This is a genomic window from Nocardioides sp. FY1077, from assembly GCF_058681775.1.
In genome coordinates, this window is the sequence record NZ_JBZWDB010000003.1 from 507196 (window position 1) to 532682 (window position 25487).

Genomic DNA, 25487 nt, shown 5'->3' on the forward strand with positions numbered 1-25487 from the left:
TCCACCACCACCGAAGGAGCACCATGCCCAGCAAGACCGTCACCGTCGGCTCCGCCGTCGGCCTGCACGCCCGCCCCGCCGCGATCATCTCGGAGGCGGCCGGCGAGCTCGACTCCGAGGTGCTGCTCGCCGTCGAGGGCGACGAGCCCGTCGACGCCAGCTCGGCGCTGCTGATCATGACCCTGGGCGCCGGCAAGGGCGACACCGTCACCGTCTCCGGCGACTCCCAGGCCGACGTCGACGTCATCGCGGCGCTCGTCGAGAAGGACCTCGACGCCTAGCGCGCACGCGCCAGCGGGCGCGCTGTCGGTGGTCGAGCGAGCTGCGCGACCGAGGAACGAGGTCGCGACCAGCGTGTCGAGACCGCACACGCGAGCGGGCGCGCTGCTGGTGGTCGAGCGAGCTGCGCGACCGAGGAACGAGGTCGCGACCAGTGTGTCGAGACCACAGCACGCGCTGACCACTCACCGGGCCCGGTGCGCAGTTGCTGCGCACCGGGCCCGCGTGCGTCCGTGGAGGCTCCCCCGACGCGACGACGGCTACGGCGCGCGGAGGGCGGTGGTGCTGCCGGAGCCGCGGGCGCGCAGCGCGAGGTAGACCGCCCGCACGCCGACGGCGCGCTCCATCTCGCGCAGCACGCTGCCGAAGAACTGCTCGCGGAAGGTCTCGTCGGTGACGGTGGAGACCGTGAGGTAGAGGTTCGAGAACGCCGCGAGGAACAGCGACACCTGGAACAGCGGCACCGACACCTGCGGCAGGCTGCCGATGGCGTCCTTCTCCTTGCCGGTCCAGCCGGCCTGTACGTCGAGGTCCATCACCAGGCCCCCGAAGACCAGGAAGAACACCAGCACGCCGGCGGCCAGCAGCAGCACCTGCACGGCCTGGATGATCACCAGCACCAGGACCAGGTTCCACCGCTCGAGGCCGGTGACCGTGGCGTACGCCGCCGGGTCGGCCGCGGGGTCGGCCACCAGCCTCCGGCACTCCTGCTCCAGCGGGGTGCCGTCGCAGGCACGCTGCAGGAACGCGTCGTCGACGTCGTCGTCGGTGCGGTCGACCTCCTCGGGCAGCCGCACCAGCAGGAAGGCCTGCGCCAGCAGCGCGAACAGCAGCACGACCAGCCACAGGGTGCCGGTCGACAGGCTCGCGGCCAGCTCCCACGCCTCGGCGTTGATGAACAGGAACGTGACGAACAGCAGCAGCAGCGGCAGCGCGCGGGTCATCATCGGCAGCAGGGTGCGCAGGCTGCCGAACGCGCGCCCGAGCGCCCACCGCACGATGGGCCCGGCCCGCAGCGCGGTGAGCGCGTACGCCGCCGCGCCGAGGACGGCGACCGTCAGCAGGAGCGCCGGGGCCGCGGTCACCTGGTCGGACAGCCAGGCCAGCGCCACCCCGCCGGCGAGGGCGAGCAGCACGGTGAGCACGGCCGGCAGCAGGAAGCGACGGGGCCGCATCGCGTCGCGTGCGCGGCGCCGCTCCTCGGGCACGAAGTAGGTGAGCCCGTTCTGGGCGAACCACCCCTCGGCGGCGGCGAGCGCGCGGTCCGGGGTGGTGGGGTGCGAGGTCGTCACGGGCCGAGCAGCACCTCTCGGGCGCGGTCGACGTCGTCGGCCATCTGCACCAGCAGCTCGTCGACGCCGGCGAACGCGACCATCCCGCGCAGCCGGTCGACGAACGAGACCTCCACCTCCACGCCGTACAGCTCGAGGTCGGTGCGGTCGAGCACGTAGCTCTCCACGCGGCGCTCGCGGGTGCCGGCGAAGGTCGGGTTGGTGCCGATGCTGATCGCGGCGGGGTGCGGCTCGCCGTCCGGCCCCTCGAGCCCGTCGAGCCGGCGCAGCCACCCGGCGTAGACGCCGTCGGCGGGGGCGGCGACCGCGAGGTCGATCGGCACGTTGGCGGTGGGGTAGCCCAGCTCGCGGCCGCGCTGGTCGCCCTGCACCACCACCCCGCGCACGGCGTAGGGCCGACCCAGGGCCTCCGCGGCCCCCGCGACGTCGCCGGCGGCCAGGCAGGTGCGCACGTACGTCGACGACCACACCATCGGGCCGCCGTCGAGGGGGATGCCCTCGGCGGTGAAGTCGTGCGCGAGCCCGGCCTCGACGAGGGTCGACACGTCACCGGCGGCCTTGTGGCCGAAGCGGAAGTTGGCGCCGACGACCACGACCCGCGCGCGCAGCGCCTCGACGAGCACACGGACGACGAACTCGTCAGGGGTCCAGGCGGCGACACTGCGGTCGAAGGGCACCGCCAGCACGGCGTCGGCGCCGGCCTCGGCCAGGAGCGCGGCGCGTGCCTCCATGGTGCTCAGCGCCGTCGGAGCGTGCTCGGGGCGCAGCACCGCCATCGGGTGGGGGTCGAAGGTGACCGCCACGACGGGGGCGCCGTCGGCCAGCGCTCGGGCCCGGGCGAGCACGCGCCGGTGGCCGAGGTGCACGCCGTCGAAGTTGCCGACCACCGCCACGGTGCGGCCGAGGTCGGCCGGGACGTCGTCGAGGGAGCGCCAGATCTGCACGGGACGAACCCTACTGGCGCGCACCGCCGACCCGGGGCGGGGTCGTCCGGCGCCGGTGCGGGCTCAGACGAAGACCGCGACGGCCCGGGCGACGCCGTCGCGGGGCTCGTAGAGCGCCAGGAACTCCCCGTCGGGGGCGAACAGCGCCGTCAGGCCGCCCAGCGCGAGGTCGAGGCGTCGCCCCACCCGGACGTCGGCGGCCGCGACGTCGTCGAGGTCGAGGGAGACGAACGCCGCTCGCGCGGCGTCGGCCACCGGCAGCAGCGCCTGCTCGCCCTGCTCGGCCAGGGAGTCGAGGTCGTGGGCGACGGCGAGGTCGTAGGGCCCCACCGCGGTGCGTCGCAGCGCGGTGAGGTGACCCCCCACGCCGAGCGCGGCGCCGGCGTCGCGGGCGATGGCACGCACGTAGGTGCCGCTGGAGCAGCGCAGGCTGACGTCGACGTCGACCACCGCCCCGAGGGGGCGCACGTCGTGCACGACCAGCTCGTGCACGGTGACCGCCCGGGCGGCGAGGACGACCTCCTCGCCGTCGCGCACGCGCTGGTAGGCGCGCTTGCCGTCCACCTTGACCGCGGAGACCGCCGTCGGCACCTGCTGCAGCTCACCGACGTGGCGGGTCAGCTCGGCGCGCACGGCCTCCGGGTCGAGCCCGGAGGCGTCGGTGGTGGAGACCACCTCGCCCTCCGCGTCGTCGGTGGTCGTGGCCACCCCGAGCCGCACGGTGGCGGCGTAGGCCTTCTCGGTGAGCATGAGGTGCCCCAGCAGCCGGGTCGCGCGGTTGACGCCGAGCACCAGCACGCCGGTGGCCATCGGGTCGAGGGTGCCGGCGTGGCCGACCTTGCGGGTGCCCATCACCCGGCGCACCCGCGCCACGACGTCGTGGGAGGTCATGGCGCCGGCCTTGTCGACCACGACCAGGCCGGCAGCCGTGGTCACCGGAGGTCGTCGTCCGAGGCGGGACCGGCGTCGTCGGCCTCGTCGTCGAGGTCCGCGTCGGCCTCACGGGGCTTCTTGTACGGGTCCTCCTCGCCGGCGTACGCCGCACCGCGCGCAGCCGCCACGGCCTCGTCCAGCGCCTTGGCGCGGGCCAGCACCTCCTCGAGGGCGCGGGCCTCCTCGGGCAGCGCGTCGTGGACGAAGGTCAGCGTGGGGCTGATCCGCATGCCGAGCTGCTTGGCGACCTCGGAGCGCAGGACGCCCTTGGCCGACTCGAGGGCGGCCGCGGTGGCGGTGCGCTCCTCCTCGCCGCCGAGCACGGTGTAGAAGACGGTGGCCTGCTGGCTGTCGCCGGTGAGCCGGACGTCGGTGACGGTGACGAACCCGAGGCGCGGGTCCTTGATCCGGCGCTCGAGCATCTCGGCGACGATGACCTGGATCCGGTCGGCGATCTTGCGCACGCGGGGGCTGCTCATGTCTCTCACTCTCTCGCACGGCGGGCCGGCGCACCGGCCCGGGAAAAAGAGCCGGCGCGGAGACCTGGTGGGGTCCCCGCGCCGGCTCGGTGGTGGATCAGGCGCGCGGGATCTCGCGCATCTCGAAGGCCTCCACGATGTCGCCTTCCTTGACGTCCTGGAAGTTGCGCAGCACCAGACCGCACTCGAAGCCCTCGCGGACCTCGGACGCGTCGTCCTTCTCCCGCTTCAGCGAGGACAGGTCGAGGTTGTCGGCGATCACCTTGCTGTCGCGCAGCACCCGGACCTTGGCGTTGCGACGGATCAGGCCGCTGGTGACCATGCAGCCCGCGATGTTGCCGATCTTGGACGAGCGGAAGATCGCGCGGATCTCCGCCTGGCCGAGCACCGACTCCTCGTAGACCGGCTTGAGCATGCCCTTGAGGGCCGCCTCGATCTCCTCGATGGCCTGGTAGATCACCGAGTAGTACCGGATCTCCACGCCCTCCTTGTCGGCCATCTCGGTCGCCTTGCCCTGCGGGCGGACGTTGAACCCGATGATGATCGCGTCGGAGGCGGCGGCCAGGTCGACGTTGGTCTCGGTGATCGCACCGACACCGCGGTCGATGACGCGCAGGTTGACCTCCTCGCCCACGTCGATGTTCGACAGGGCGTCCTCGAGGGCCTCGACCGAGCCGGACACGTCGCCCTTCAGGATCAGGTTGAGCTCCTGGCTCGCACCCTTCTCCATGGAGGCCATGAAGTCCTCGAGGGTGCGACGCACGCGGCGCTTGGCCTGCATGGCCGCCCGCTCGCGCGACTCGCGCTTCTCGGCGATCTGACGGGCCATCCGGTCGTCCTCGACGACGATGAAGGTCTGACCGGCGCCGGGGACGGCGGTCAGGCCGAGCACCATCGCGGGGCGCGACGGGTAGGCCTCGGTGATGTTCGCACCGTGCTCGTCGAGCATGGCGCGCACGCGGCCGTAGCCCGCGCCCGCCACGATCGAGTCGCCCACGCGCAGCGTGCCGCGCTGCACCAGCACCGTGGCGACGGGGCCGCGACCGCGGTCGAGGTGGGCCTCGACGACGAGGCCCTGGGCGTCCTGCTCGGGGTTGGCGCGCAGGTCGAGCGAGGCGTCGGCGGTGAGGATGACGGCCTCGAGCAGCTTGTCGAGGTTGAGCTCGGACTTCGCCGAGACGTCGACGAACATCGCGTCGCCGCCGTACTCCTCGGGCACCAGGCCGTACTCGGTCAGCTGACCGCGGACCTTCGTCGGGTCGGCGTCGGGCTTGTCGATCTTGTTGACCGCCACCACGATCGGCACCCCGGCGGCCTTGGCGTGGTTCAGCGCCTCGACCGTCTGGGGCATCACGCCGTCGTCGGCCGCGACCACGAGGATCGCGATGTCGGTGGCCTGGGCACCACGGGCACGCATGGCGGTGAACGCCTCGTGACCGGGGGTGTCGATGAAGGTGATGCGACGCTCGGTGCCGTCGACGTCGGCGGCGACCTGGTAGGCACCGATGTGCTGCGTGATGCCACCGGCCTCCTTCGCCACCACGTTGGCGCTGCGCAGCGCGTCGAGCAGCTTGGTCTTTCCGTGGTCGACGTGACCCATGACGGTCACGACCGGCGGACGGACGACCAGGTCGGTCTCGTCGCCCTCGTCCTCACCGAACTCGAGGTCGAAGGACTCCAGCAGCGCACGGTCCTCGTCCTCGGGGGAGACGACCTCGACGACGTAGTTGAGCTCCTCGCCGAGCAGCTCGAAGGTCTCGTCGTTGACCGACTCGGTCGCGGTGACCATCTCGCCCAGGCTGAACAGCATCTGCACCAGCGACGACACGTCGACGCCGATGCGCTCGGCGAAGTCGGTCAGCGAGGCGCCGCGCGGCAGCTTGACGGTCTCGCCGTCGCCCTTGCGGACGCGGATGCCGCCGATCGTCGGGGCCTGCATGGCCTCGAACTCCTGACGACGCGCCCGCTTCGACTTGCGACCACGGCGCGACGGACCACCGGGGCGACCGAAGGCACCCTGGGTCTGGCCGCGCTGGCCGGGACGCTGACCGCCGGGGCGACCGCCGCCGGAGGGGCCGAAGCCGCCGGGGCGCCCGGGAGCGCCGCCGGGACCACCGGGACCACCGCGACCGGGGGCGCCGGGACGACCCGGGGCACCGCCCGGACCGCCGCGACCGGGGGCACCCGGACGACCGGGACCACCGGGACCGCCGGGGCCGCGACCGCCGGGGCCGCCACCGAAGGCGGCCGGGGACTTGGGCATCATCGCCGGGTTGGGGCGGGGCATGCCCGGGCGACCCGGGGCGCCGCCGTCACGCGCGGCCGGGGGCCGCGGCGGACGGGTGTCGCCGGCTCCGGCGCCGGGGCCGGCAGGTGCACCGGTGCCGCCGGGAGCGGCCGGGCCACGGTCGCCGCCGGGGGCCGGGGCGGGGCGACGGCCCATGCCCTGGCTGGGCGCGAACGGGTTGTTGCCCGGACGCGGGGCGCCGGGGCGGCCCACGGGACGGGGCGAGGGCGCCTTGGGGGCACCGGGAGCGGGGCTCGCGGCGCGGGCGGCCGGCGCCTCGGGGGCGGCCGGGGCGGCGGGCTGCTCGGGGGCGGCGGGAGCTGCCGGCTGCTCGACGGCGGCCGGCGCCTCGGGGGCAGCCGGCTCGGCGGGCGCGGACGGCTGCTTGCGCGGCGCGGGCTTCGGGCCCGGACGGGGACCGGACGGCGCCGACGGGGCCGGAGCCGCCGGGGCGGCGGGTGCCGACGTGGCGGCGGGCGTCTGCGGGGTGACGGGCGCCGACGGCGCAGCCGCGGCGGGGGCCGGCGGGGCGGCCGGCGTGGGGGCGCTGGGCGCCGGAGCGGCAGGCGCCGGGGCGGCCTTCAGCTGGGAGCCGACCTCCTTGCGGAAGCGCATCTCCGCCGGCAGCTCGACGGTCGAGCTCGCCGACTTGACGAACTCACCCATCTCCTTGAACTTCTCGAGAACGAACTTGCTCTCGACACCGAACTCCTTGGCGAGCTCGTGAACGCGGGTCTTGGCCACAATTCTCCTTCTGGCCCCTCGACCCGGTCCGGGTGTCTTCGAGGAGCGTTAGTGGTGGTGCAAACTCATCGGGAAGTACTCATCGAGTGCTCATGAGCTGCTGCTCCAGTCCTGGTCGTTCGATCCCTCGGTGGATCTTCTGGTCGATCGGTCACGATCGTGGTCCTCGCGCGCTGCCACCCATTCCCCCACCGCTGCGCTGCCCAGGCCCGCGGAGAGCCGGAGGGCCCGTCCGAACGCCTTGCGTCGCACCGCGAGGTCGTAGCACCCGGTGGTGGGGTGCACGTGTGCACCCCGCCCCGGTGCGGTGCCGGCCGGATCGGGCACGACGGCCGGGCGGCCTGACGCGTCCGAGCCGGCGGTGACCCGCAACAGCTCGCTCTTCGTGGCCCGCGCCCGACAACCGACACACGTCCGCACGGGTCCCACGAGGGGGACGTCGTCCGGGGAGGGGTGCTGGCGATCTCGGCGGGCCACTGCCCCGATCCTAGCCCGACACGCCCGAGGATTCCGAACCGGTGACCCGGCACGCCGACCCGGGGCACGCCGGGCGGCCCGGTCGGGCGCGGTCGGGTGTCTGTCAGGCGTCGTCGCGCTCGGGGTCGGGCTCGTCGGAGCGGATGTCGATGCGCCAGCCGGTGAGCCGGGCGGCCAGGCGGGCGTTCTGCCCCTCCTTGCCGATCGCGAGCGAGAGCTGGAAGTCCGGCACCACGACCCGCGCCGAGCGCGCCTCGCGGTCGACGATCTCGACCGAGGTCACCCGCGCCGGCGACAGCGCGCTGGCGACGAGCCGCGCGGGGTCCTCGACCCAGTCGACGATGTCGATCTTCTCGCCCTGCAGCTCGGCCATCACGTTGCGCACCCGCTGGCCCATCGGACCGATGCAGGCGCCCTTCGGGTTGATCCCCGGCGCGGTGGAGTGCACCGCCATCTTGGTGCGGTGACCGGCCTCGCGGGCGAGCGCGGCGATCTCCACCTGCCCGTTGGCGATCTCGGGCACCTCGAGGGCGAACAGCTTCTTGACCAGGTTGGGGTGGGAGCGCGACAGCGTGACCTGGGGGCCGCGCATGCCCTTGCGCACCGAGACCACCAGGCACTTGATGCGCGTGCCGTGGCGGTAGTCCTCGCCGGGCACCCGCTCGCCGACGGGCAGCAGCGCCTCGAGCTTGCCGAGGTCGACCAGCACGTCGTCGGGGTTGCGGCCCTGCTGCACCACGCCCGAGACGATGTCGCCCTCCTTGCCGGCGAACTCACCGAAGCGGACGTCGTCCTCGGCGTCGCGCAGCCGCTGCAGCATGATCTGCTTCGCCGTGGTCGCGGCGATCCGCCCGAACCCGTCGGGGGTGTCCTCGTACTCGCCGACCACGTTGCCCTCGGCGTCGACCTCGGTGGCCATCACCGTGACGTGGCCGCTCTTGCGGTCCAGCTCCACCCGGGCGCGCTCGCTGGCGCCGGGCGAGCGCAGGTACGCCGTGAGCAGGGCCTGCTCGATGGCCTCCACCAGCACGGCGAAGGAGATCTCCTTCTCGCGCTCCAGCATCCGCAGGATGCTCATGTCGATGTCCATCAGGAGTCCTCCCCGCGCTCGGTGCCCGCGTCGTCGCCGAGGTCGTCGGTGTCGTCGGTGTCGTCGAGGTCGTCGGTGTCGTCGGCGGGCGTGGCCCGCCGGTTGAACTCGACCTGCACGAGCGCCTTCGCGACGTCGGCGTAGGTCACCAGGGTCTGCGCACCGGCGACGTCGAGGGTGGCGGTCTCCTCGCCGGTGTCGGTGATGCGCCCGGTCATCGTGGCGCCGTCGACCAGGGTCACCTTGACCAGGCGGTCGGTGTTGCGGCGCCAGTGGCGCGGGAGCGTGAGCGGGCGGTCGACGCCGCGGGACGTGACCTCGAGGGTGTAGGGGTGCTCCCCCATCACCTCGGAGCCGTCGAGCACCCGGTTGACCTCACGGGTGGCCTCGGCGACGGTGTCGAGGGTGACCCCGCCGTCCTGGTCTACGGCCACCCGCAGCACGCGGCGCTTGCCCGCGGGGGTGACCTCGACGGCCTCCACGTCGAGCCCGAGCGCGGCGAGCGGGCCCGAGAGCTCGGCCTCGATCCGGCTGCTGTCCTGTCCTGCGCTGCTCACGGTGACGCAGCCTCCCTGTTCTGTTGTCGGTGCTCGTGGCGGGCGCGGGTCACCCCGCGCGCCGGTCTGCACACGATAGCCCCCCGCGCACCCGGCCCGACCATCCCGGCGGCCCGCCCGCGCTAGGGTCGTGCGGTGCCCGGCCAGCCTCTTTCATCCTCGCCCGCCGGCCCCACCGCGACCCGTCGTGCCGCCCTCGTGGGCACGGTCGTGGTGGCCGTCCCGGGCCTCGCCGCGTGCGGCGCCGACGGGAGCCGGGGCCCCGGTGCTCCCGGTCTGGTCGTGCCCGCCGGGCCCGCAGGACCCGCACCCGACGACGACGTCGCCCTCGCCCGCCGGGCCCGCGCTGACCTCGCCGCCGCCGCCGCGCTGGTGACCGCGGCGGGTCGTCGCCACGCCGGCCTGGAGACCGGCCTGCGCCCGCTGGCCGGGCTGCACGCCGCGCACCTGCGCCTGCTCGACGACGCGGGTGGCGACGGCGGGGACAGCGACGACCGGCGCGGGGCGCCCGGAGCATCCGCCCCGTCCGCCCCGGCGGCGGCGTGGGCCGCCGTGCGCACCGGCGAGGAGCGTCTCGGGCGGCGCCTGGCCACCTGGTCGGTGGCCGCTCGCAGCGGCGAGCTGGCCCGGGTCCTGGCCGCGATGTCGGCCTCGACCGGGCAGCACCTCGCAGCGCTGCCGGTCGCCCCGCCCGACAGCGGCCCACGCGGCCGGGACGCCGACCGGTGACGGCGCCGCGGCTGCCGTCGGCCCGCCTCGACGGCGCGGTCGTCTCGCCGGTGGAGGCGCTGCAGACCGCGCTGGCCGCCGAGCACGCCGCCCTCCACGTGATCGGCGTCCTCGGTGCCCGCACCTCGGCGGCCGCCACCCCCGGCCTGCTCGCCCTGCTGCAGACCGCCCTGTCCACCCACCGCGACCGGCGCGACGACCTCACCGCCGCCGTGCTCGCCGCGGGCGCCGACCCGGTCGGCACCGCCACCGCCTACGACCTGCCCGGCCCTCCCGGCGACACCGACGGGCCAGGCGCTCCCGGCGAGGTGGCGGCCACCGCGCGCCGGGTCGAGTCGTCGTGCGCCGCGACGTACGCCTGGCTGGTGGGCAGCACGACCGGCGCGCAGCGGCGGTGGGCGGTCGAGGCCCTGCAGGCCACCGGCCTGCTGCTGCTCGACCTCGGCGGGGAGCCGGAGCGGCTGCTCGGCGTGCCCGACGCCTGAGGCCGCCGGTCGACCACCGGCGACCGGGCCTGCACGGGCCGGACGTGACGGCGGCCCGTGGGCTCGTGTCACCGAGGAGGTCCCGAGATCCCCCTCGATGCCGCGAGTCCACGGGCCGTAGGCCGGGGACTGGCCGGTGTCGGAGCCGGGTGTGGGGCCCGCCTCTTCCGTGCAAGATCATGCAACGGTGCCGGCGAGGGGCGCGAGCAGCCGGGATCCTCAGTTGTGTGCATTGCAGGAACCTGCAACTGAGCACGCGTGGTGCGGGGTCCGACCGGACGTGCGACGGCCCGCCCCGGTCGCCGGGGCGGGCCGTCGTGCGGGCCGTCGTGCGGGGGCGCTCAGCCGCGGTACGCGGTCCACATCTGCTGTGCCCGGGTGGCCTGGCCGCCGGAGAACATCGTGTAGCAGGCGTCGTAGCTGTAGTCCATGAAGTTGTGCACGGGGTCGAGGCCCGGCAGGGAGCAGGAGTCTCGGCCCTCGGGGCAGCCGGTGGTGCTGCTCGACTGGGCCGGGGTGTCGCCCACCTCGTCGTTGGTGGCCGTGCAGCCGCCCTGGAACGTGTGGTAGAGCCCGAGCCAGTGCCCGGCCTCGTGGGTGGCGGTCTCGCCGAGGTCGTAGTTCGTCGCCGACCCGCCCGGCAGCGAGGAGTACTGCACGCGGATGCCGTCGACGCCGGGGCTGCGGCGGTGGTCCCACGGGAAGGTCGCGACGCCGAGGTAGTCGAAGTCGACCAGCCAGATGTTCAGCGCGTTCGCGCCGCCCTGGCGGGTCTGCCGGCGGTAGGTCGCGCTCTGCTTGTCCTGGTGCCAGCTGGTGTTGCTGTAGCGGTCGATGCCGGCGAGGGTGAACCGGAAGCCGGTGTCGGCGGCCTCGGGCGCCTTGGCGCCGGAGAAGCTGGCGTTCATCACCGCGACCTGCTGCTGCACCTGGCTGTCGGTGACGTCGCCGCCGCCGTTCGCGTCGCGCATCACGTGGACGTGGACCGGCACGGTGGTCGACGCGCGGGTCCCGGCCCGCTCCTGCTCGAGGGCGCGGTCGAGACGACGCCGGAAGTCGGCCTCGATGCGCTCCTGCTCCAGGGAGTCGATGGCGCGGTGGTCACGCACGTGCCGCCCGCCGCGGGCGGCGGCCGCCTCGTCGTGGGCGTGGGTGTCGGCGACCACGCACTCGCGGGCGACGTCGCCGACCGTCATCGCCTGGGCCGGCGAGGCGAGGCCGACGGCCAGGGTGGTGGCGAGCAGCGCGCCGGGGCCGAGCGTGGCGGCGGCGAGCCGCAGGTGGTGCGAGATGCCCATGGGTGGGGGTGTCCGTCCGTGCCGGGCCGGCGGGGGGTCGCGGCCGAGTCATCGGATCGTGCACCAGCCGCGGCGGCCCGTCGCCGGCGGCGGTGGCCCAGCTTCGTGCAATGCACGAAGTCGCAGCACCCGCCCCCGGGTCGGGCCTGGGCGGGCCTCAGGACCAGGCGGCGACGATGCCGAGGACGTCGGCGAGGTCGTGGGCGACCGCGTCGGGCACGCCCTCGGTGTGGCCGACCTGGTCGACCGGGATGGTGCTGTGCGGCACGTGCACGGCCCGCATCCCGGCCTGCTGGGCGCCCCACACGTCGTCGAAGAGCCGGTCGCCGACGTACACCGCACGCGCCGGGTCGTCGACGCCCACGGCGTCGAGCGCCGCGCGGAAGGCGTGGGGCGACGGCTTGGTCCAGGCGATCTCGCACGAGTACACGTCGCCGTCGACCAGGTCGAGCACGCCGTCGCGGGCGAAGAACCCGCGGTGCCAGGCCCGCGGCCAGATGGTGTTGGACAGCACGCCGACCCGGACGCCGGCCTCGCGCAGCGCGGTCCACAGCGGCCCCACCGCGGGGTCGGTCTGCGTGTGGGGCTCCCAGAACTCGCGGTAGGCCGCCAGCATGTCCGGGTCGTGCTCGAGGCCGGCCTCGGTGAACAGGTCGGCCACGGTGGAGCTGCGCTGGAGGTCGCGGCTGCGCCCCCACACGTTCGCGCCGGCGCGGTGCAGCCGCTCGGCGTGCACCTCCACCGGGTGCTCGGAGCCGGTCACGGCCTGCGCCAGGGCCAGCGACTCGGCGTGGAAGTCCACGTCGTGCCAGCGGGTGAGCGTGCCGCCCCAGTCGAAGACGACGGCGTCGACCGCCACGGAGGGCCTCAGGCCCGCACGAGGCGGACGAGGTGGTCGACCACCTGCTCGGCGGCGACGTCCTCGCGGGCGCCGCTGGCGCGGTCGCGCACCTCGACGGTGCCGGTCTCGCCCAGGCTGCGCCCGACGACCACGATGGTCGGCACGCCGATGAGCTCGGCGTCCTTGAACTTCACCCCGGGGCTCACCTTGCCGGTGCGGTCGTCGTGGAGCACGTCGAGCCCGTGGGACGACAGCTCCGTGGCGATGCGGTCGGCAGCGGCCAGCACGGCCTCGTCCTTGCCCGCGGCCACGACGTGGACGTCGGCAGGGGCCACCTCGCGCGGCCAGCACAGCCCCGACCCGTCGAGGGTGCCCTCGGCGATCGCGGCCACCGCGCGGGTGACACCGACGCCGTAGGACCCCATGGTGACGGTGACCAGCTTGCCGTTCTCGTCGAGCACCTGCAGGCCGAGGGCCTCGGCGTACTTGCGCCCCAGCGCGAAGATGTGGGCCATCTCGATGCCGCGGGCGGTCTCCAGGACGCCGTCGTCGCACACGGGGCAGGCGTCGCCGTCGCGCACCTCCGCGGCCTCGATGGTGCCGTCGGGGGTGAAGTCGCGCCCGGCGACCAGGTCGAGCACGTGCCGGCCGTCGACGTCGGCGCCGGTGACCCAGCGGGTGCCCTCCACCACGCGGGGGTCGACGAGGTAGCGGATGCCGGACACGCCCTCCTCGCCGAGGACGCCGGGGCCGAGGTAGCCCTTGACCAGCTCGGGGTGGGCGGCGAACTCCGCCTCGCCGAACGGCTCGACCTCGATCGGCTCGAGCTGGCCCTCCAGGCGCTTCTGGTCGACCTCGCGGTCACCGGGCAGGCCGATGGCCAGCGGCTCGCGGGTGCCGTCGGGGTGCTTGAGCACGACCAGCACGTTCTTCAGGGTGTCGGCGGCGTGCCACGCCCGGTCGGCGCGGGGGTGGGCCTGGTCGAGGTGGGCGACCAGGGTGTCGATGGTGGGGGTGCCGGGGGTCTCCTCGGCGTGGGCGGCCGGGGCGTCGTCGTAGGCCACGGGCAGCGGCGCGCGCACCTGCACGGCCTCCACGTTGGCGGCGTAGTCGCAGGTCGTGCACCGCACGTAGGTGTCCTCGCCGACCTCGGCCTTGGCCAGGAACTCCTCCGAGCGCGAGCCGCCCATGGCACCCGACGTCGCCTTGACCACGACGTAGTCGAAGCCGAGCCGGTCGAACATGCGGACGTAGGCGTCGCGGTGGGCCTGGTAGCTCACCTCGAGGCCGGCGTCGTCGACGTCGAAGGAGTAGGAGTCCTTCATGGTGAACTCGCGCCCGCGCAGCAGGCCCGCCCGGGGGCGCGCCTCGTCGCGGTACTTGGTCTGCACCTGGTAGATCGAGAGCGGCAGGTCCTTGTAGGAGGAGTACAGGTCCTTCACCACGAGGGTGAACATCTCCTCGTGGGTGGGGCCGAGCAGGTAGTCGGCGCCCTTGCGGTCCTTGAGGCGGAAGATGCCGTCGCCGTACTCGGTCCAGCGGCCGGTCGCCTCGTAGGGCTCGCGGGGCAGCAGCGCCGGGAAGCTGAGCTCCTGGGCGCCGATGGCGTCCATCTCCTCGCGCACCACGGCCTCGACCCTGCGCAGCACGCGCAGGCCCAGCGGCAGCCAGCTGTAGATGCCGGGGGCGGCGCGGCGGATGTAGCCCGCCCGCACCAGCAGCCGGTGGCTCGGCACCTCCGCGTCGGCGGGGTCGTCCCGCAGGGTGCGCACGAACAGGCTCGACATCCGCAGGATCATGGGCGCCAGCGTAGGGGTGGGCCCACCGGCGCGACGAACCCGTTACCGCCCGTGGGCGGGTCAGCGCCCGCGGGCCACCTTCAGCGCGACGCGCACGAGCTCGGCCTGCAGGGGCAGCCGCGCGAGCGTGCCGAGGCGCAGGGCGGTGCTGCGCGAACGACGGGCGTCCTGCGCCATCTTCACGTTGCCCGGGAACACCGCGACCAGCAGGGCCGCGCTGGCCCAGCCGGCGGCCGGGCGGGTGGCGGGGTGGGCCAGGCCGGCGGCGCAGACCAGCTCGGCGACGCCGCTGGCGGCGATGACCTCGCGGTGGGCCGGCACCCACGACGGCATCAGCGGCGCGAACGTCGCGGGACGCACCAGGTGCACGACTCCGCTGGTCACGAACGCCCCGGCGAGGAGCCTGGCGGTCAGGGGCAGCGGCGCGGCGGTGGTGGGCACGCGCCGAGGCTAGTCGGTGGACCGCCCGGTGCGGACTCTCGTCCCCGGACCGGGCGCCGACCCGTCTGCCCGGCCGGGTCAGTACATGACGGTGGAGAACCGGGCGGTCTCCTCGAAGCCGACCCGGGCGTACGCACGGCGTGCCGCGTCGTTCCACTCGTTGACGTACAGCGACACCGTGGGGGCCACCTCGGCGCGCACGAGCTCGGAGACCGCCGCCATGCCGCTGACCGCGAGGCCCTCGCCGCGGCGCTCCGGGGCCACCCACACGCCCTGCACCTGCGCGGCGTGCGGCGAGGCGCAGGCCACCTCGGCCTTGAACACCAGCCTGCCGGCGTCGTCGAACCGGGCGAACGACCAGCCGCGGCTGACCAGCTGGGTGACCCGGGCGCGGTAGAGGTCGGCTCCCCCGCCCTGCTCGGGCGAGACCCCCACCTCTTCGGTGTACATCGCCACGCACGCGGGGTAGAGCTCGGCGAGGTCGTCGCGGGTGGTGCGGCGCACCAGGGGGTCGGGTGCGACGTCGGGGGCGCGGGCCAGCTCGAGGTGGGGCTGGCGCCAGCGGGCCTCCCGCGGGCGGCCCCACGCCGAGGCGACCTCCTGCCAGAAGGCCTCGACGGCGTCGTGCGGGCCCACGACGGTCGAGACGCTGCGCCCGCGGGCCATCGCCCGCTCGGCGAAGGCCCGGGCGTCGTCGACCGTGGCGCTGATCGGCACCAGGTTGGCGCCCACGTGGCACGCCGCGACCAGGTCGCCGTCGCTGAAGCGGCCCCACACCTCGCCGCCCAGCCAGCGCGGCTCCAGGTTGGTCGTGCGAGCGCGGTAGTCGGCGAACACGTTGACCACCGGGTCGCGCTCGACGAGCCCGAGGAAGTCGGGCAGGTCGGCAGGCCCCAGGGGGCGCACGCCGTGGCGGGTGGTCAGCACGCGCCGAGCCTACGGCCACCGCGGCCGGCGCCGCAGCGCTGCCGGGGTGGGGGTCACAGGGAGTCGAGGACGGCGCGGCGGCGCTCGTCGTGCTCCTGGTCGGTGATCAGCCCCTGGTCACGCAGGTCGGCGAGGCGGCGCAGCCGCTCGGCGGGTCCGGGCACGCCGACGTCCGGCGGCGGTGGGGCCGCGGCGCCGGAGGGCTCCGCGCCGGGGCGGCGCAGGCTCGCGGCGAGGTAGGTGGCGTCGAGGCCGTCCTGGCTGACCAGGGTCATCATCGCCGCGTCGCGCTCGTCGAGGCCGGCCTCGCGCGCCATCCGGCGCGCCACCGACATCCGCCACATCGCACCGACGACCGCCGCGACGATCCCCAGCACGAGCAGCAGCGCGACAGCGCCACCGACGCCGGAGCCGGGCTGACCCACCTGGTCGACGTACGTCGACTGCCACTTCCCGTCGACCAGGGTGCACTCGCTCACCTGGCCCGAGACGTCGGTGGTGGCGCACCACGCAGGCGGCCGGTCGGGGTCGGGGGTGCGCCCGCCGCTCGACCCGACCACGGCCCCGAGCCCGCTCCACGTCATGGCGACACCGTAGGGGACGCCGGCCGCCTGCGGGGCCGCATCCGCACCGGGCACTTCCCCGGCGGGCAGGTCAGCTGACGCTGACCTCGGCGGAGGCGCCGTCGACGGCCTCCATGCCCTCGGCGATGCGCATGGCCTCCTCGATCAGGGTCTCCACGATCTGGGCCTCCGGCACGGTCTTGACGACCTCGCCGCGCACGAAGATCTGGCCCTTGCCGTTGCCGGAGGCCACCCCGAGGTCGGCCTCGCGGGCCTCGCCCGGGCCGTTGACGACGCAGCCCATCACCGCGACGCGCAGCGGCACCTCCATGCCCTCGAGGCCCGCGGTGACCTCCTCGGCGAGCTTGTAGACGTCGACCTGGGCCCGCCCGCAGCTGGGGCACGACACGATCTCGAGCTTGCGGGGGCGCAGGTTCAGCGACTGCAGGATCTGGATGCCGACCTTGACCTCCTCGACCGGCGGCGCCGACAGCGACACCCGGATGGTGTCGCCGATGCCCTGGCTGAGCAGCGCACCGAACGCCGTGGCCGACTTGATGGTGCCCTGGAAGGCGGGGCCGGCCTCGGTGACGCCGAGGTGCAGCGGCCAGTCGCCGGCCTGGGCGAGCAGCTCGTAGGCGCGCACCATGATCACGGGGTCGTTGTGCTTCACCGAGATCTTGAAGTCGTGGAAGTCGTGCTCCTCGAAGAGGCCGGCCTCCCAGACGGCCGACTCGACCAGCGCCTCGGGCGTGGCCTTGCCGTACTTGTCCATGATCCGCTTGTCGAGGCTGCCGGCGTTGACGCCGATGCGGATGGAGGTGCCGCGGTCCTTGGCGGCCCGGGCGATCTCCTTGACCTGGTCGTCGAACTTGCGGATGTTGCCGGGGTTCACCCGCACCGCCGCGCAGCCGGCGTCGATCGCGGCGTAGACGTACTTGGGCTGGAAGTGGATGTCGGCGATCACCGGGATCTGCGAGTGCTGCGCGATCTCGGCCAGCGCGTCGGCGTCGTCCTGGCTCGGGCACGCCACCCGCACGATGTCGCAGCCCGTGGCGGTGAGCTCGGCGATCTGCTGGAGCGTGGAGTTGACGTCGGAGGTGAGCGTCGTCGTCATCGACTGCACCGAGACCGGCGACTGGCTGCCGACCCCCACCGAGCCCACCTTGATCTGGCGGGTCTGGCGGCGCGGCGCGAGCACGGGCGGCGGCGCCGCGGGCATGCCCAGGTTGATCTCGGTCATGGCCCCAGGCTACTGCGGCCCCCCGCGCCCCCACCCCGCGGCGCCGGGCGTCGTCGGCCTGGTGGTGGTGGTGGTCGTGGTGGTGGTGGTGGTGGTGGGTCGGTGGCGGGGGTGTGCGTCATGCGAATCGTGGATGCGACCCCACGGTTCGTATGACGTCCCCCATGTCCGGTCGCTGCCGGGGCCACCGCGGGTGCGTCATGCGAATCGTGGAGGCGACGCCACGTTTCGTATGACGTCTGCCCCTGGGCCCGCGATCGCAGCCTCCGCGGGTGGGTCAGGCCGCGTCGCGGCCCCAGCCGGCCTGCTCGAGCGCGGTGCGCACCTGGCCGAAGAACTCGTCGGGGCGCAGTCGCAGGCCGAGCAGCGGGAGTCGCAGGACGACGTCGCCCGCGAGCGCCAGGGAGTTCTGCCGCAGTGCATCGGTCACCACGGCATCGGCCCAGGTGTGGTGGATGCCGTCGACCTCGACGACGAGGTGCCACTCGGGCCAGTGGAGGTCGAGGTAGTAGCGGCCCCGGGCGTCACGCCGCAGCACCTGCCGCTGCGGAGCGGGCAGTCCCCGGCGCCTCAGCTCGCGGGCCACGTCGACCTCGCCGAGCGACCGTGCGCCGTCGAGCAGCTCGTTGACGAGCTCGTGGAGCAGCAGCCGGCGTGGGTCGCGGCGTACCCGCAGGGCCTGCTCCGCGAGCGCGGCCGGTGTCACCAGGCCTTGCTGCACGGCGGCGGTGACGAGGTGCACGGCCTGGCGCTCGCTGCGGGCCCACAGCACGGCGCGGACCGCCGCGACGTCGGCACGGGTACGCCGCGGGCCCACGCCCGGCGCCACGTCGTCGGCCTCCCACCGGCGCGTCTGGCGGACGTCGAACCGGCGGGTGCGGCGCACCCGCGCCCCTCGCGGCACCGTCACCCGGATCCGACCCACCTCGAAGCGCTCGAGCCCCGCCGCGACCAAGGCCGCCGACCCGTCGAGCATCGCCCGCGGTCCGCCCTGGAGGACGGCCGCCCACATCAGGGCGTCGAAGGACAGCTCGGCGTTGTGCAGGCACACCGACTGGTCGCCTACCCGTTGCCACCGGCGGGCCCGCAGCTCGCCGCTGACCTGCCAGCGCGTGACGCCGGCGTCGTACAGCTGTCGCCGCGACACGACGCCGTGCTGCACGGCGCCCAGCGCGCGCACCCGGCGGGCGGGGGGCGAGTCGTCGCGCAGCGGTCTGGCCATGGGCCGAGGATCACCGGCTCGGCCGGCTCGCCGCGGCTCGGCGCGGACCCGTTGTGGACGACCGCGCTGGACCGCCGGGCGTGCGGTGCTCGTGGTCCTCGCTGCGGCCCACGACCGGGTGGGGGCCGGACGTCATACGAATCGTGGGTGCGACCCCACCGTCCGTATGACGCACCCCGCAGGCCGCGCCAGCCCGCAGCCGGACGTCATACGAATCGTGGATGCGACCCCACCGTTCGTATGACGCAAGCCCCGGCCCCGCCCGCGACCGAGGGCGCGGCGGGTCAGAAGGGGGTGTCGACGGGCGCGACGAGGTCGCCGACGATCAGCACCACGCCCATCACCAGCATCGCCATGGCCACGACGTAGGCGACGGGGAGCAGCTTGGCGGCGTCGACGTACCCGGGGTCGGGACGGCGGCGCAGGCGGGCCACGCCGCGGCGCACGGCCTCCCAGAGCGCGCTGGCGATGTGGCCGCCGTCGAGCGGGAGCAGCGGGATGAAGTTGAAGACGCCGATGAAGAAGTTGAACCCGGCCACCAGGGAGGCCACGAAGACCACCTTGTCGGTGCTGGGGATCTCCTCGGCCGAGCTGACCTCGCCGGCGATGCGGCCGCCGCCGACGATGCTCACGGGGCTGTCGTCGGCGCGGTCCTCGAGCCCGACGATGGCCTGGCCGACGTCCCAGACCTTGACCGGCAGCGTGACGAGGGCCTGCACGGTGTCGACGAACATCCCGCCCATCTCGCGCAGGGTGTAGATCGGCCCGCCGGTGGTGGTGACCACCTCGACGGCCGGGGTGACCCCGAGGAAGCCGACCTGGCGCAGGGCGGTGTCGGTGGCGGAGGTGGGCCGCGCCTCGACGGTGGTGCTGGTGGTGCCGCTCAGCTGCTCGCCGTCGCGCTGGTAGCCGATCACGGCGTCGCCGTCGGCGTTGTCGCGGATCAGCTCGCGCAGCTGGTCCCAGCTGGTGACGGCGGTGCCGTTGAAGGAGGTGACGACGTCACCGGGGCGCAGCCCGGCCTCGGCGGCGGGGCTGGCGGGATCGGCGGGGGTGCACGCGCGCTCGCCGTCGGCGTAGGGCACGACGCAGGCGGCGACCGTCTCGATGACCGGGGCGCCGGCCTGCGGCTCGACGCTCTGCTGGCCGTAGGTGGAGAAGATCGCCCAGAACAGGCCGAACGCGATGAGGATGTTGACCGTGGGGCCGCCGGCCATCACCACGACCTTCTTCCACCAGGCCATCTTGTAGAACAGCCGCGCGTCGTCCTCGGGGCGTACCAGCTCCCACTCGGCGGCTCGCGCGTCGGAGATGAGCTGGGTGAACATGCCGGTGTTGGACTTGCGCACCCGTGTGACGGTCGTGCCGTCGGCGTCGTGGGTGACCTCGTCGGCCAGCTGCGCCGCGCCGGGCGGCAGCATGCCGACGATCTTCACGTAGCCGCCGAGCGGGATGGCCTTGACGCCGTACTCGGTCTCGCCGACCTGCCTGCTCCACACGGTGGGCCCGAAGCCGATGAAGTACTGGGTGACCTTCCCGCCGAACTTCTTCGCGGGGATCATGTGGCCGAGCTCGTGCAGGCCGATCGAGGCCAGGATGGCCACGAAGAACACCACCACGCCGAGGATGTAGAGCAGGGCGGTCGTCATCGGCGTCCTTCGATCGCGGAGCGAGCGGTCTCGCGGGCCCAGGTGTCGGCCGCGAGCACGTCGTCGAGGGTGAGCTGGTGGCCCGAGCCTACGTCGTGGCGCCGCAGCACCTCGGCCACGACGTCGACGATGCGGGTGAACCCGAGCCGACCCCGGCGGAACGCCTCCACGCACTCCTCGTTGACGGCGTTGTAGACCGCCGGCGCGGTCAGGCCGAGCGCGGCGGCCTCCCGGGCCACCGACACCGCGGGGAAGGCGTCGTCGTCGAGGGGGTCGAAGCGCCAGGTCTGCGCGGTGGTCCAGTCGACGGCCGGGGCGGTGTCGGGCACCCGGTCGGGCCAGGCCAGCCCCAGCGCGATCGGGATGGCCATCGTCGGCGGGCTCGCCTGCACCAGCGTCGAGCCGTCGGTGAACTCCACCATCGAGTGCACGACGCTCGTGGGGTGCACCACCACCTCGATGCGCTCGAGGGGGACGCCGAACAGCAGGTGGGCCTCGATCACCTCCAGCCCCTTGTTGACCAGGGTGGCGGAGTTGATCGTGATGACCGGGCCCATCGACCAGGTGGGGTGGTCGAGCGCCTGCTCGGGGGTCACCTCGGCCAGCTCGGCCCGGCTGCGGCCGCGGAACGGGCCGCCGCTGGCGGTGAGCACCAGCTTGCGCACCTCGTGGGCCGCTCCCCCGCGCAGGCACTGCGCGATCGCGGAGTGCTCGGAGTCGACCGGCACCACCTGGCCCGGCGCGGCCCGCTCGAGCACCAGCGGCCCGGCCATCACCAGCGACTCCTTGTTGGCCAGCGCCAGGGTCGTGCCGGCGTCGAGCGCGGCCAGCGTCGGGCGCAGCCCCACCGCGCCGGTGATGCCGTTGAGCACGACGTCGGCCGGCATGCCCGCCGCCTCCACCGAGGCGGCCTCGCCCAGGCCGCTGTACGCCGGCGCGAGCTCGGCGACCTGCTGGGCGAACAGCTCGGGCTGCGAGCCGCCGGCGGTCAGCCCGACCACGCGGAACCGGTCGGGGTGGGCGCGCACGAGGTCGACCGCCTGGGTGCCGATGGACCCGGTCGACCCGAGGATGACGATGTCGCGGCGCTTCACGCCGGTCAGTGTCGCAGCCCCCGCCCCCCGCACCGGCCGGGGCCGCTCAGGCCGTGGCGGCGAACGCCTCGGCGACGACGTCGAAGGCCTCCTGGAGCAGCTCGTCGGAGATCGACAGCGGCGGCAGGAACCGGAACACGTTGCCCCACGTGCCGCAGGTCAGCACCACGACGCCGTTGCGGTGGCACCACGAGGCGACCGCGGCGGTGCGCGCGGCGTCGGGGGTGGTGGTGCCGGGCTCGCACAGCTCGATCGCCATCATCGCGCCGCGGCCCCGGATGTCGGCGACCACGGCGTGCTCGGCGGCCAGCGCGGTGAGCCGCTCCTGCATGAGGGCCCCCACCGCGCGGGCGCGGCCGACGAGGTCGTGCTCGCGCATCTCCTCGAGCGCGCCGAGGGCGGCCGCGCAGGCCAGCGGGTTGCCGCCGTACGTGCCGCCGAGGCCGCCGGCGTGCACGGCGTCCATCAGCTCGGCGCGGCCGGTCACCGCGGCCAGCGGCAGGCCGCCGGCGATGCCCTTGGCGGTGGTGACCAGGTCGGGCACGACGCCCTCGTGGTCGCTGGCGAACCAGTCGCCGGTGCGGCAGAAGCCCGACTGGATCTCGTCGGCCACCAGCACCACGTCGTTGGCGGTGCACCACGCAGACAGCGCGGGCAGGAAGCCGGCCGCCGGGACGACGAACCCGCCCTCGCCCTGCACCGGCTCGATCACGACGCAGGCCAGGTTGGCGGCGCCGACCTGCTTCTCGATGACGTCGATCGCCCGGGCGGCGGCGTCCTCGCCGGAGAGCCCGTCGCGGAAGGGGTAGGACATCGGCGCGCGGTAGACCTCGCCGGCGAACGGGCCGAAGCCGTGCTTGTAGGGCATGTTCTTGGCGGTCATCGCCATCGTGAGGTTGGTGCGGCCGTGGTAGGCGTGGTCGAAGACCACCACCGCGTCCTTGCCGGTCGCGGCGCGGGCGATCTTCACCGCGTTCTCCACCGCCTCGGCGCCCGAGTTGAACAGCGCCGACTTCTTCGCGTGGGCGCCGGGCGTGAGCTCGGCGAGGGCCTGCGCGACGTCGACGTACCCGTCGTAGGGGGTGACCATGAAGCAGGTGTGGGTGAAGGCCTGCACCTGCTCGGTGACGTTGCGGACCACCGCGGGCGCGGCGTTGCCGACGGTGGTGACCGCGATGCCCGAGCCGAGGTCGATCAGGGAGTTGCCGTCGACGTCGACCACCACGCCGCCACCGGCGGCGACCACGAAGACCGGCAGGGTCGTGCCGACCCCGTCGGCGACGTAGGCCTTCTTGCGCTCGAGTCGCTCGAGAGAGGCCGGGCCCGGGATCGCGGTCACCAGCCGGCGCTCCTGCGGGAGCCCTGCACTGGTCGGGCCGGCCGGGCTGGTGCTGCTGGTCGGGCGGTGCTGCTGGGTGTCGGTCACGAGTCCATCTCCTTGGTCCCCCACGGGCTGCCGTAGGCCGTGAGCAGGTCGAGGAAGGGTACGGCGTCGAAGGCCTCCGGGCCCAGCACGCCCACCCCCTGCCACACGCCGGTGGCCAGCAGCTCGAGCGCGACGACGGGGTTGACCGCGGTCTGCCACACAACGCACTGGTGGCCGTACTCCTGCATCGTCCACGCGTTGTCGACCACGTGGTAGAGGTACGTCGAGCGCGGCGCGCCGTCCTTGCCACGGCCGGTGACCCACAGCCCCGCGCAGGTCTTGCCGCGCATGCGGGGACCGACGGTGGCGGGGTCGGGCAGCACCGCGGCGACGACGTCGCGAGGGCTGACCAGCACGCCCTTCACGCTGACGGGCTCGGTGCGGTCGAGGCCCAGGGTGTGCAGCGACTTCAGCAGGCCGATGAGCTCCTCGCCGAGGCCGTACTTGAACGTCGCCCGCTGGCAGTCGATCCAGCGCGGCATGAGGAGCACCTCCTCGTGCTCGACGTTGACGCACTCCACCGGCCCGATGCCCTCGGGGAAGTCGAAGACCTCCGGCTCGCTGAACGGCGCGGTGGTCGACCACTGCCCGTCGCGCCAGACCACCGGGGGGTTCAGGCACTCCTCGATGGTGGTCCACATGGAGAACGACGGCGCGAAGACCTCGTTGCCGTCGTCGTCGGTGACCACCAGGTTGGCGCCGTCGCGGGTCCCGAGCTCCTCGATCTCGCTGAACAGGTGGTCGGCGGCGTAGCGGGCGAACACGTCGGAGAGCCCCGGCTCCACCCCCATGCCGACCAGCGCCAGCCGGCCCGCGGCCTCCCACTCGCCGGCCACCGCGAACTGCTCGTCACCGAGCTTGACCCCGCACTTCTCGTACGGCGCCTCGGGGTGGGGCCGCGACAGCGACATCGCCATGTCGAGGTAGTCGGCGCCCGCGGCGTACGCGCCCTCGAAGACCGGCATGTCGAAGACCGGGTCGACGGCGTTCATCACGTGGGTGATCCGGTGCTCGCGACACAGCGCCGTCACCGAGGCGGCGTCGGAGGCGTCGACGCGGGTGGCGGAGTAGCGGTCGTCGCCGGCGGCGGCCGCCACCGCGCGGGACTCGTCGTGGTCGGCGACCACGACGGCCTCGAAGAAGTCGCGGCGCGCGGCGATGGCGGCGAACGCCGAGCCCACGCCCCCCGCGCCGACGAGCAGGATGCGCATGGGCCTACTCACCGATGTGGCTCATCACGTGCTTGATGCGCGTGTAGTCCTCGAGGCTGTAGGCCGAGAGGTCCTTGCCGTAGCCGGAGTGCTTGAACCCGCCGTGGGGCATCTCGGAGACGAACGGGATGTGGGTGTTGATCCACACCACGCCGAAGTCGAGGCGCTTCGACATGCGCATCGCCCGGCCGTGGTCGGCGGTCCACACCGACGACGAGAGCCCGTACTGCGTGCCGTTGGCCCAGCGCAGCGCCTCGGCCTCGTCGGTGAAGCGCTGCACCGTGATGACCGGGCCGAAGATCTCGGTCTGCACCTGCTCGTCGTCCTGGCGCAGCCCCGAGACCACGGTGGGCTCGTAGAAGTAGCCGCGCTCCCCCTGGCGCGCCCCGCCGGTCTGCAGCGCGGCGTGGTCGGGCAGGCGGTCGACCATCCCGGACACGCGGGCGAGCTGGTCGGCGTTGTTGAGCGCGCCGTAGAGCACGTCCTCGTCGTCGGGCGGGCCGGTGCGGGTGCCGCGAGCGGCCTCGGCGAGCGCGGCGACGAACTCGTCGTGCACGCCGGGCGCCACCAGCACGCGGGTGGCGGCGGTGCAGTCCTGCCCGGCGTTGAAGTAGCCGGCCTCGGCGATCGCGGCCGCGGCCCTGGCCACGTCGGCGTCGTCGAAGACCACCACGGGTGCCTTGCCGCCGAGCTCGAGGTGCACCTTCTTCAGGTCGGCGGCCGCGGCCCCGGCGACCTCCATGCCGGCGCGGACGGAGCCGGTGATCGACACCATCTGTGGGGTGGGGTGCTCGATGAGCCGGCGACCGGTGTCGCGGTCGCCGCACACGACGTTCAGCACGCCCGGCGGCAGGAACTCCTGCGCCAGCTCGGCGAGCAGCACGGAGGTGGCGGGCGTGGTGTCGCTGGGCTTGAGGACGACGGTGTTGCCCGCGGCCAGCGCCGGGGCGATCTTCCAGATCATCATCATCAGCGGGTAGTTCCACGGGGTCACCTGCCCGATGACCCCGATCGGCTCGCGCCGGATCCACGAGGTGTGGTCGGCGAGGTACTCCCCCGCCGAGCGGCCCTCGAGCATCCGCGCGGCGCCGGCGAAGAAGCGGAAGTGGTCGACGCCGATCGGCAGCTCCTCGGTGGCGGTGAGCCCGAGCGGCTTGCCGGTGTCCTGCGACTCCACCCGCACGAACTCGTCGCTGCGGGCCTCCAGGGCGCCGGCGATGCCGAGCAGGGCGGTCATCCGCTCCTGCGGGGTGGTCTCGCCCCACGTCTCGAACGCGCGGTCGGCGGCGGCGTACGCGCGCTCGACGTCCTCGGCGCCGGAGAGCGGGGCGGCGGCGTACACCTCGCCGGTGGAGGGGTCCTCGACGTCGTACGTCGCCCCGCTCACCGCCGCGACGAGCTCACCGTTGACGACGTTGCTGAAGGTCTGGTCGGCCATGGCCACACCCTAGACACCGATCGACGGAATCTGTAGGCC

The 25487-nt window shown here is 74.1% G+C and carries 24 protein-coding genes; 3 read left to right on the forward strand and 21 right to left on the reverse strand.

All coding sequences use genetic code 11. The annotated features are described in order from the left end of the window. Nucleotides 1-23: 23 nt before the first annotated feature. Nucleotides 24-281 (forward strand): HPr family phosphocarrier protein, encoded by a 258-nt coding sequence (locus AC4OR8_RS11925; RefSeq protein ID WP_492165776.1) that lies wholly within the window; start codon nucleotides 24-26, stop codon nucleotides 279-281. Between the two features lie 258 nt (nucleotides 282-539). Here AC4OR8_RS11925 and AC4OR8_RS11930 read toward each other — a convergent pair whose 3' ends face one another. The 8 genes from AC4OR8_RS11930 to rimP form a co-directional block, all read right to left on the reverse strand. Continuing rightward, the gene (locus AC4OR8_RS11930) at nucleotides 540-1571 is read right to left on the reverse strand and encodes a hypothetical protein (RefSeq protein ID WP_492165777.1); all 1032 of its coding nucleotides are present in this window, start codon (nucleotides 1569-1571) and stop codon (nucleotides 540-542) included. After that, complete coding sequence (locus AC4OR8_RS11935) at nucleotides 1568-2515, reverse strand: bifunctional riboflavin kinase/FAD synthetase (RefSeq protein ID WP_492165778.1); 948 nt, start codon at nucleotides 2513-2515, stop codon at nucleotides 1568-1570. Before AC4OR8_RS11935 ends, AC4OR8_RS11930 begins: the two co-directional genes overlap by 4 nt. A 63-nt stretch (nucleotides 2516-2578) precedes the next feature. Beyond that, complete coding sequence (gene truB / locus AC4OR8_RS11940; RefSeq protein WP_492165779.1) at nucleotides 2579-3451, reverse strand: tRNA pseudouridine(55) synthase TruB; 873 nt, start codon at nucleotides 3449-3451, stop codon at nucleotides 2579-2581. After that, on the reverse strand, nucleotides 3448-3927 hold the full coding sequence (gene rbfA, locus AC4OR8_RS11945; RefSeq protein ID WP_492165780.1) for a 30S ribosome-binding factor RbfA: 480 nt from the start codon (nucleotides 3925-3927) through the stop codon (nucleotides 3448-3450). Before rbfA ends, truB begins: the two co-directional genes overlap by 4 nt. Nucleotides 3928-4024: 97 nt before the next feature. After that, nucleotides 4025-6958 carry a translation initiation factor IF-2 gene (gene infB, locus AC4OR8_RS11950; RefSeq protein WP_492165781.1) on the reverse strand — a complete coding sequence of 978 codons (2934 nt, stop codon included), beginning with the start codon at nucleotides 6956-6958 and terminating at the stop codon, nucleotides 4025-4027. 90 nt (nucleotides 6959-7048) lie between these two features. After that, nucleotides 7049-7435, reverse strand: coding sequence for a YlxR family protein (locus AC4OR8_RS11955; protein WP_492165782.1), 387 nt, complete (start codon nucleotides 7433-7435; stop codon nucleotides 7049-7051). A 103-nt stretch (nucleotides 7436-7538) separates the two neighbouring features. Then, a complete protein-coding gene (nusA, locus tag AC4OR8_RS11960) occupies nucleotides 7539-8525 on the reverse strand; it encodes a transcription termination factor NusA (protein ID WP_492165783.1) in 987 nt (328 codons plus the stop codon). Continuing rightward, entirely contained in the window at nucleotides 8525-9082 is a 558-nt protein-coding gene (gene rimP, locus AC4OR8_RS11965; protein WP_492165784.1) for a ribosome maturation factor RimP, read from the reverse strand. The genes nusA and rimP overlap by 1 nt, the downstream gene beginning before the upstream one ends. A 135-nt stretch (nucleotides 9083-9217) precedes the next feature. Here rimP and AC4OR8_RS11970 point away from each other — a divergent pair, with 135 nt between their 5' ends. Both AC4OR8_RS11970 and AC4OR8_RS11975 read left to right on the forward strand, forming a co-directional pair. Then, on the forward strand, nucleotides 9218-9811 hold the full coding sequence (locus tag AC4OR8_RS11970) for a hypothetical protein (RefSeq protein WP_492165785.1): 594 nt from the start codon (nucleotides 9218-9220) through the stop codon (nucleotides 9809-9811). Continuing rightward, nucleotides 9808-10296: a DUF4439 domain-containing protein gene (locus AC4OR8_RS11975; protein WP_492165786.1), complete on the forward strand. Its 489-nt coding sequence runs from the start codon at nucleotides 9808-9810 to the stop codon at nucleotides 10294-10296. Before AC4OR8_RS11970 ends, AC4OR8_RS11975 begins: the two co-directional genes overlap by 4 nt. A gap of 341 nt (nucleotides 10297-10637) precedes the next feature. Here the strand turns inward: AC4OR8_RS11975 and AC4OR8_RS11980 are convergent, their stop codons facing one another. The 13 genes from AC4OR8_RS11980 to AC4OR8_RS12040 form a co-directional block, all read right to left on the reverse strand. Next, entirely contained in the window at nucleotides 10638-11594 is a 957-nt protein-coding gene (locus AC4OR8_RS11980) for a zinc metalloprotease (protein WP_492165787.1), read from the reverse strand. 157 nt (nucleotides 11595-11751) lie between these two features. Next, a complete protein-coding gene (locus AC4OR8_RS11985) occupies nucleotides 11752-12453 on the reverse strand; it encodes an HAD family hydrolase (RefSeq protein ID WP_492165788.1) in 702 nt (233 codons plus the stop codon). A gap of 8 nt (nucleotides 12454-12461) precedes the next feature. Continuing rightward, a complete protein-coding gene (locus tag AC4OR8_RS11990) occupies nucleotides 12462-14234 on the reverse strand; it encodes a proline--tRNA ligase (RefSeq protein WP_492165789.1) in 1773 nt (590 codons plus the stop codon). A gap of 60 nt (nucleotides 14235-14294) precedes the next feature. After that, nucleotides 14295-14675, reverse strand: coding sequence for a DoxX family protein (locus AC4OR8_RS11995; RefSeq protein WP_492165790.1), 381 nt, complete (start codon nucleotides 14673-14675; stop codon nucleotides 14295-14297). A gap of 78 nt (nucleotides 14676-14753) precedes the next feature. Continuing rightward, the gene (locus AC4OR8_RS12000) at nucleotides 14754-15602 is read right to left on the reverse strand and encodes a GNAT family N-acetyltransferase (protein WP_492165791.1); all 849 of its coding nucleotides are present in this window, start codon (nucleotides 15600-15602) and stop codon (nucleotides 14754-14756) included. Between the two features lie 53 nt (nucleotides 15603-15655). Next, nucleotides 15656-16186, reverse strand: coding sequence for an SHOCT domain-containing protein (locus AC4OR8_RS12005; protein ID WP_492165792.1), 531 nt, complete (start codon nucleotides 16184-16186; stop codon nucleotides 15656-15658). A 70-nt stretch (nucleotides 16187-16256) separates the two neighbouring features. After that, nucleotides 16257-17408, reverse strand: coding sequence for a flavodoxin-dependent (E)-4-hydroxy-3-methylbut-2-enyl-diphosphate synthase (ispG, locus tag AC4OR8_RS12010; protein ID WP_492165793.1), 1152 nt, complete (start codon nucleotides 17406-17408; stop codon nucleotides 16257-16259). A gap of 277 nt (nucleotides 17409-17685) precedes the next feature. Beyond that, a complete protein-coding gene (locus AC4OR8_RS12015) occupies nucleotides 17686-18630 on the reverse strand; it encodes a DUF559 domain-containing protein (RefSeq protein WP_492165794.1) in 945 nt (314 codons plus the stop codon). A gap of 284 nt (nucleotides 18631-18914) precedes the next feature. Then, on the reverse strand, nucleotides 18915-20279 hold the full coding sequence (locus AC4OR8_RS12020; RefSeq protein ID WP_492165795.1) for a M50 family metallopeptidase: 1365 nt from the start codon (nucleotides 20277-20279) through the stop codon (nucleotides 18915-18917). Then, complete coding sequence (locus AC4OR8_RS12025; RefSeq protein WP_492165796.1) at nucleotides 20276-21373, reverse strand: 1-deoxy-D-xylulose-5-phosphate reductoisomerase; 1098 nt, start codon at nucleotides 21371-21373, stop codon at nucleotides 20276-20278. Before AC4OR8_RS12025 ends, AC4OR8_RS12020 begins: the two co-directional genes overlap by 4 nt. A 46-nt stretch (nucleotides 21374-21419) precedes the next feature. Then, complete coding sequence (gene gabT / locus AC4OR8_RS12030; RefSeq protein WP_492165797.1) at nucleotides 21420-22799, reverse strand: 4-aminobutyrate--2-oxoglutarate transaminase; 1380 nt, start codon at nucleotides 22797-22799, stop codon at nucleotides 21420-21422. Then, entirely contained in the window at nucleotides 22796-24010 is a 1215-nt protein-coding gene (locus AC4OR8_RS12035; protein ID WP_492165798.1) for a saccharopine dehydrogenase family protein, read from the reverse strand. The genes gabT and AC4OR8_RS12035 overlap by 4 nt, the downstream gene beginning before the upstream one ends. Nucleotides 24011-24014: 4 nt before the next feature. Further along, nucleotides 24015-25448 carry a gamma-aminobutyraldehyde dehydrogenase gene (locus AC4OR8_RS12040; RefSeq protein WP_492165799.1) on the reverse strand — a complete coding sequence of 478 codons (1434 nt, stop codon included), beginning with the start codon at nucleotides 25446-25448 and terminating at the stop codon, nucleotides 24015-24017. Nucleotides 25449-25487: the final 39 nt, after the last annotated feature.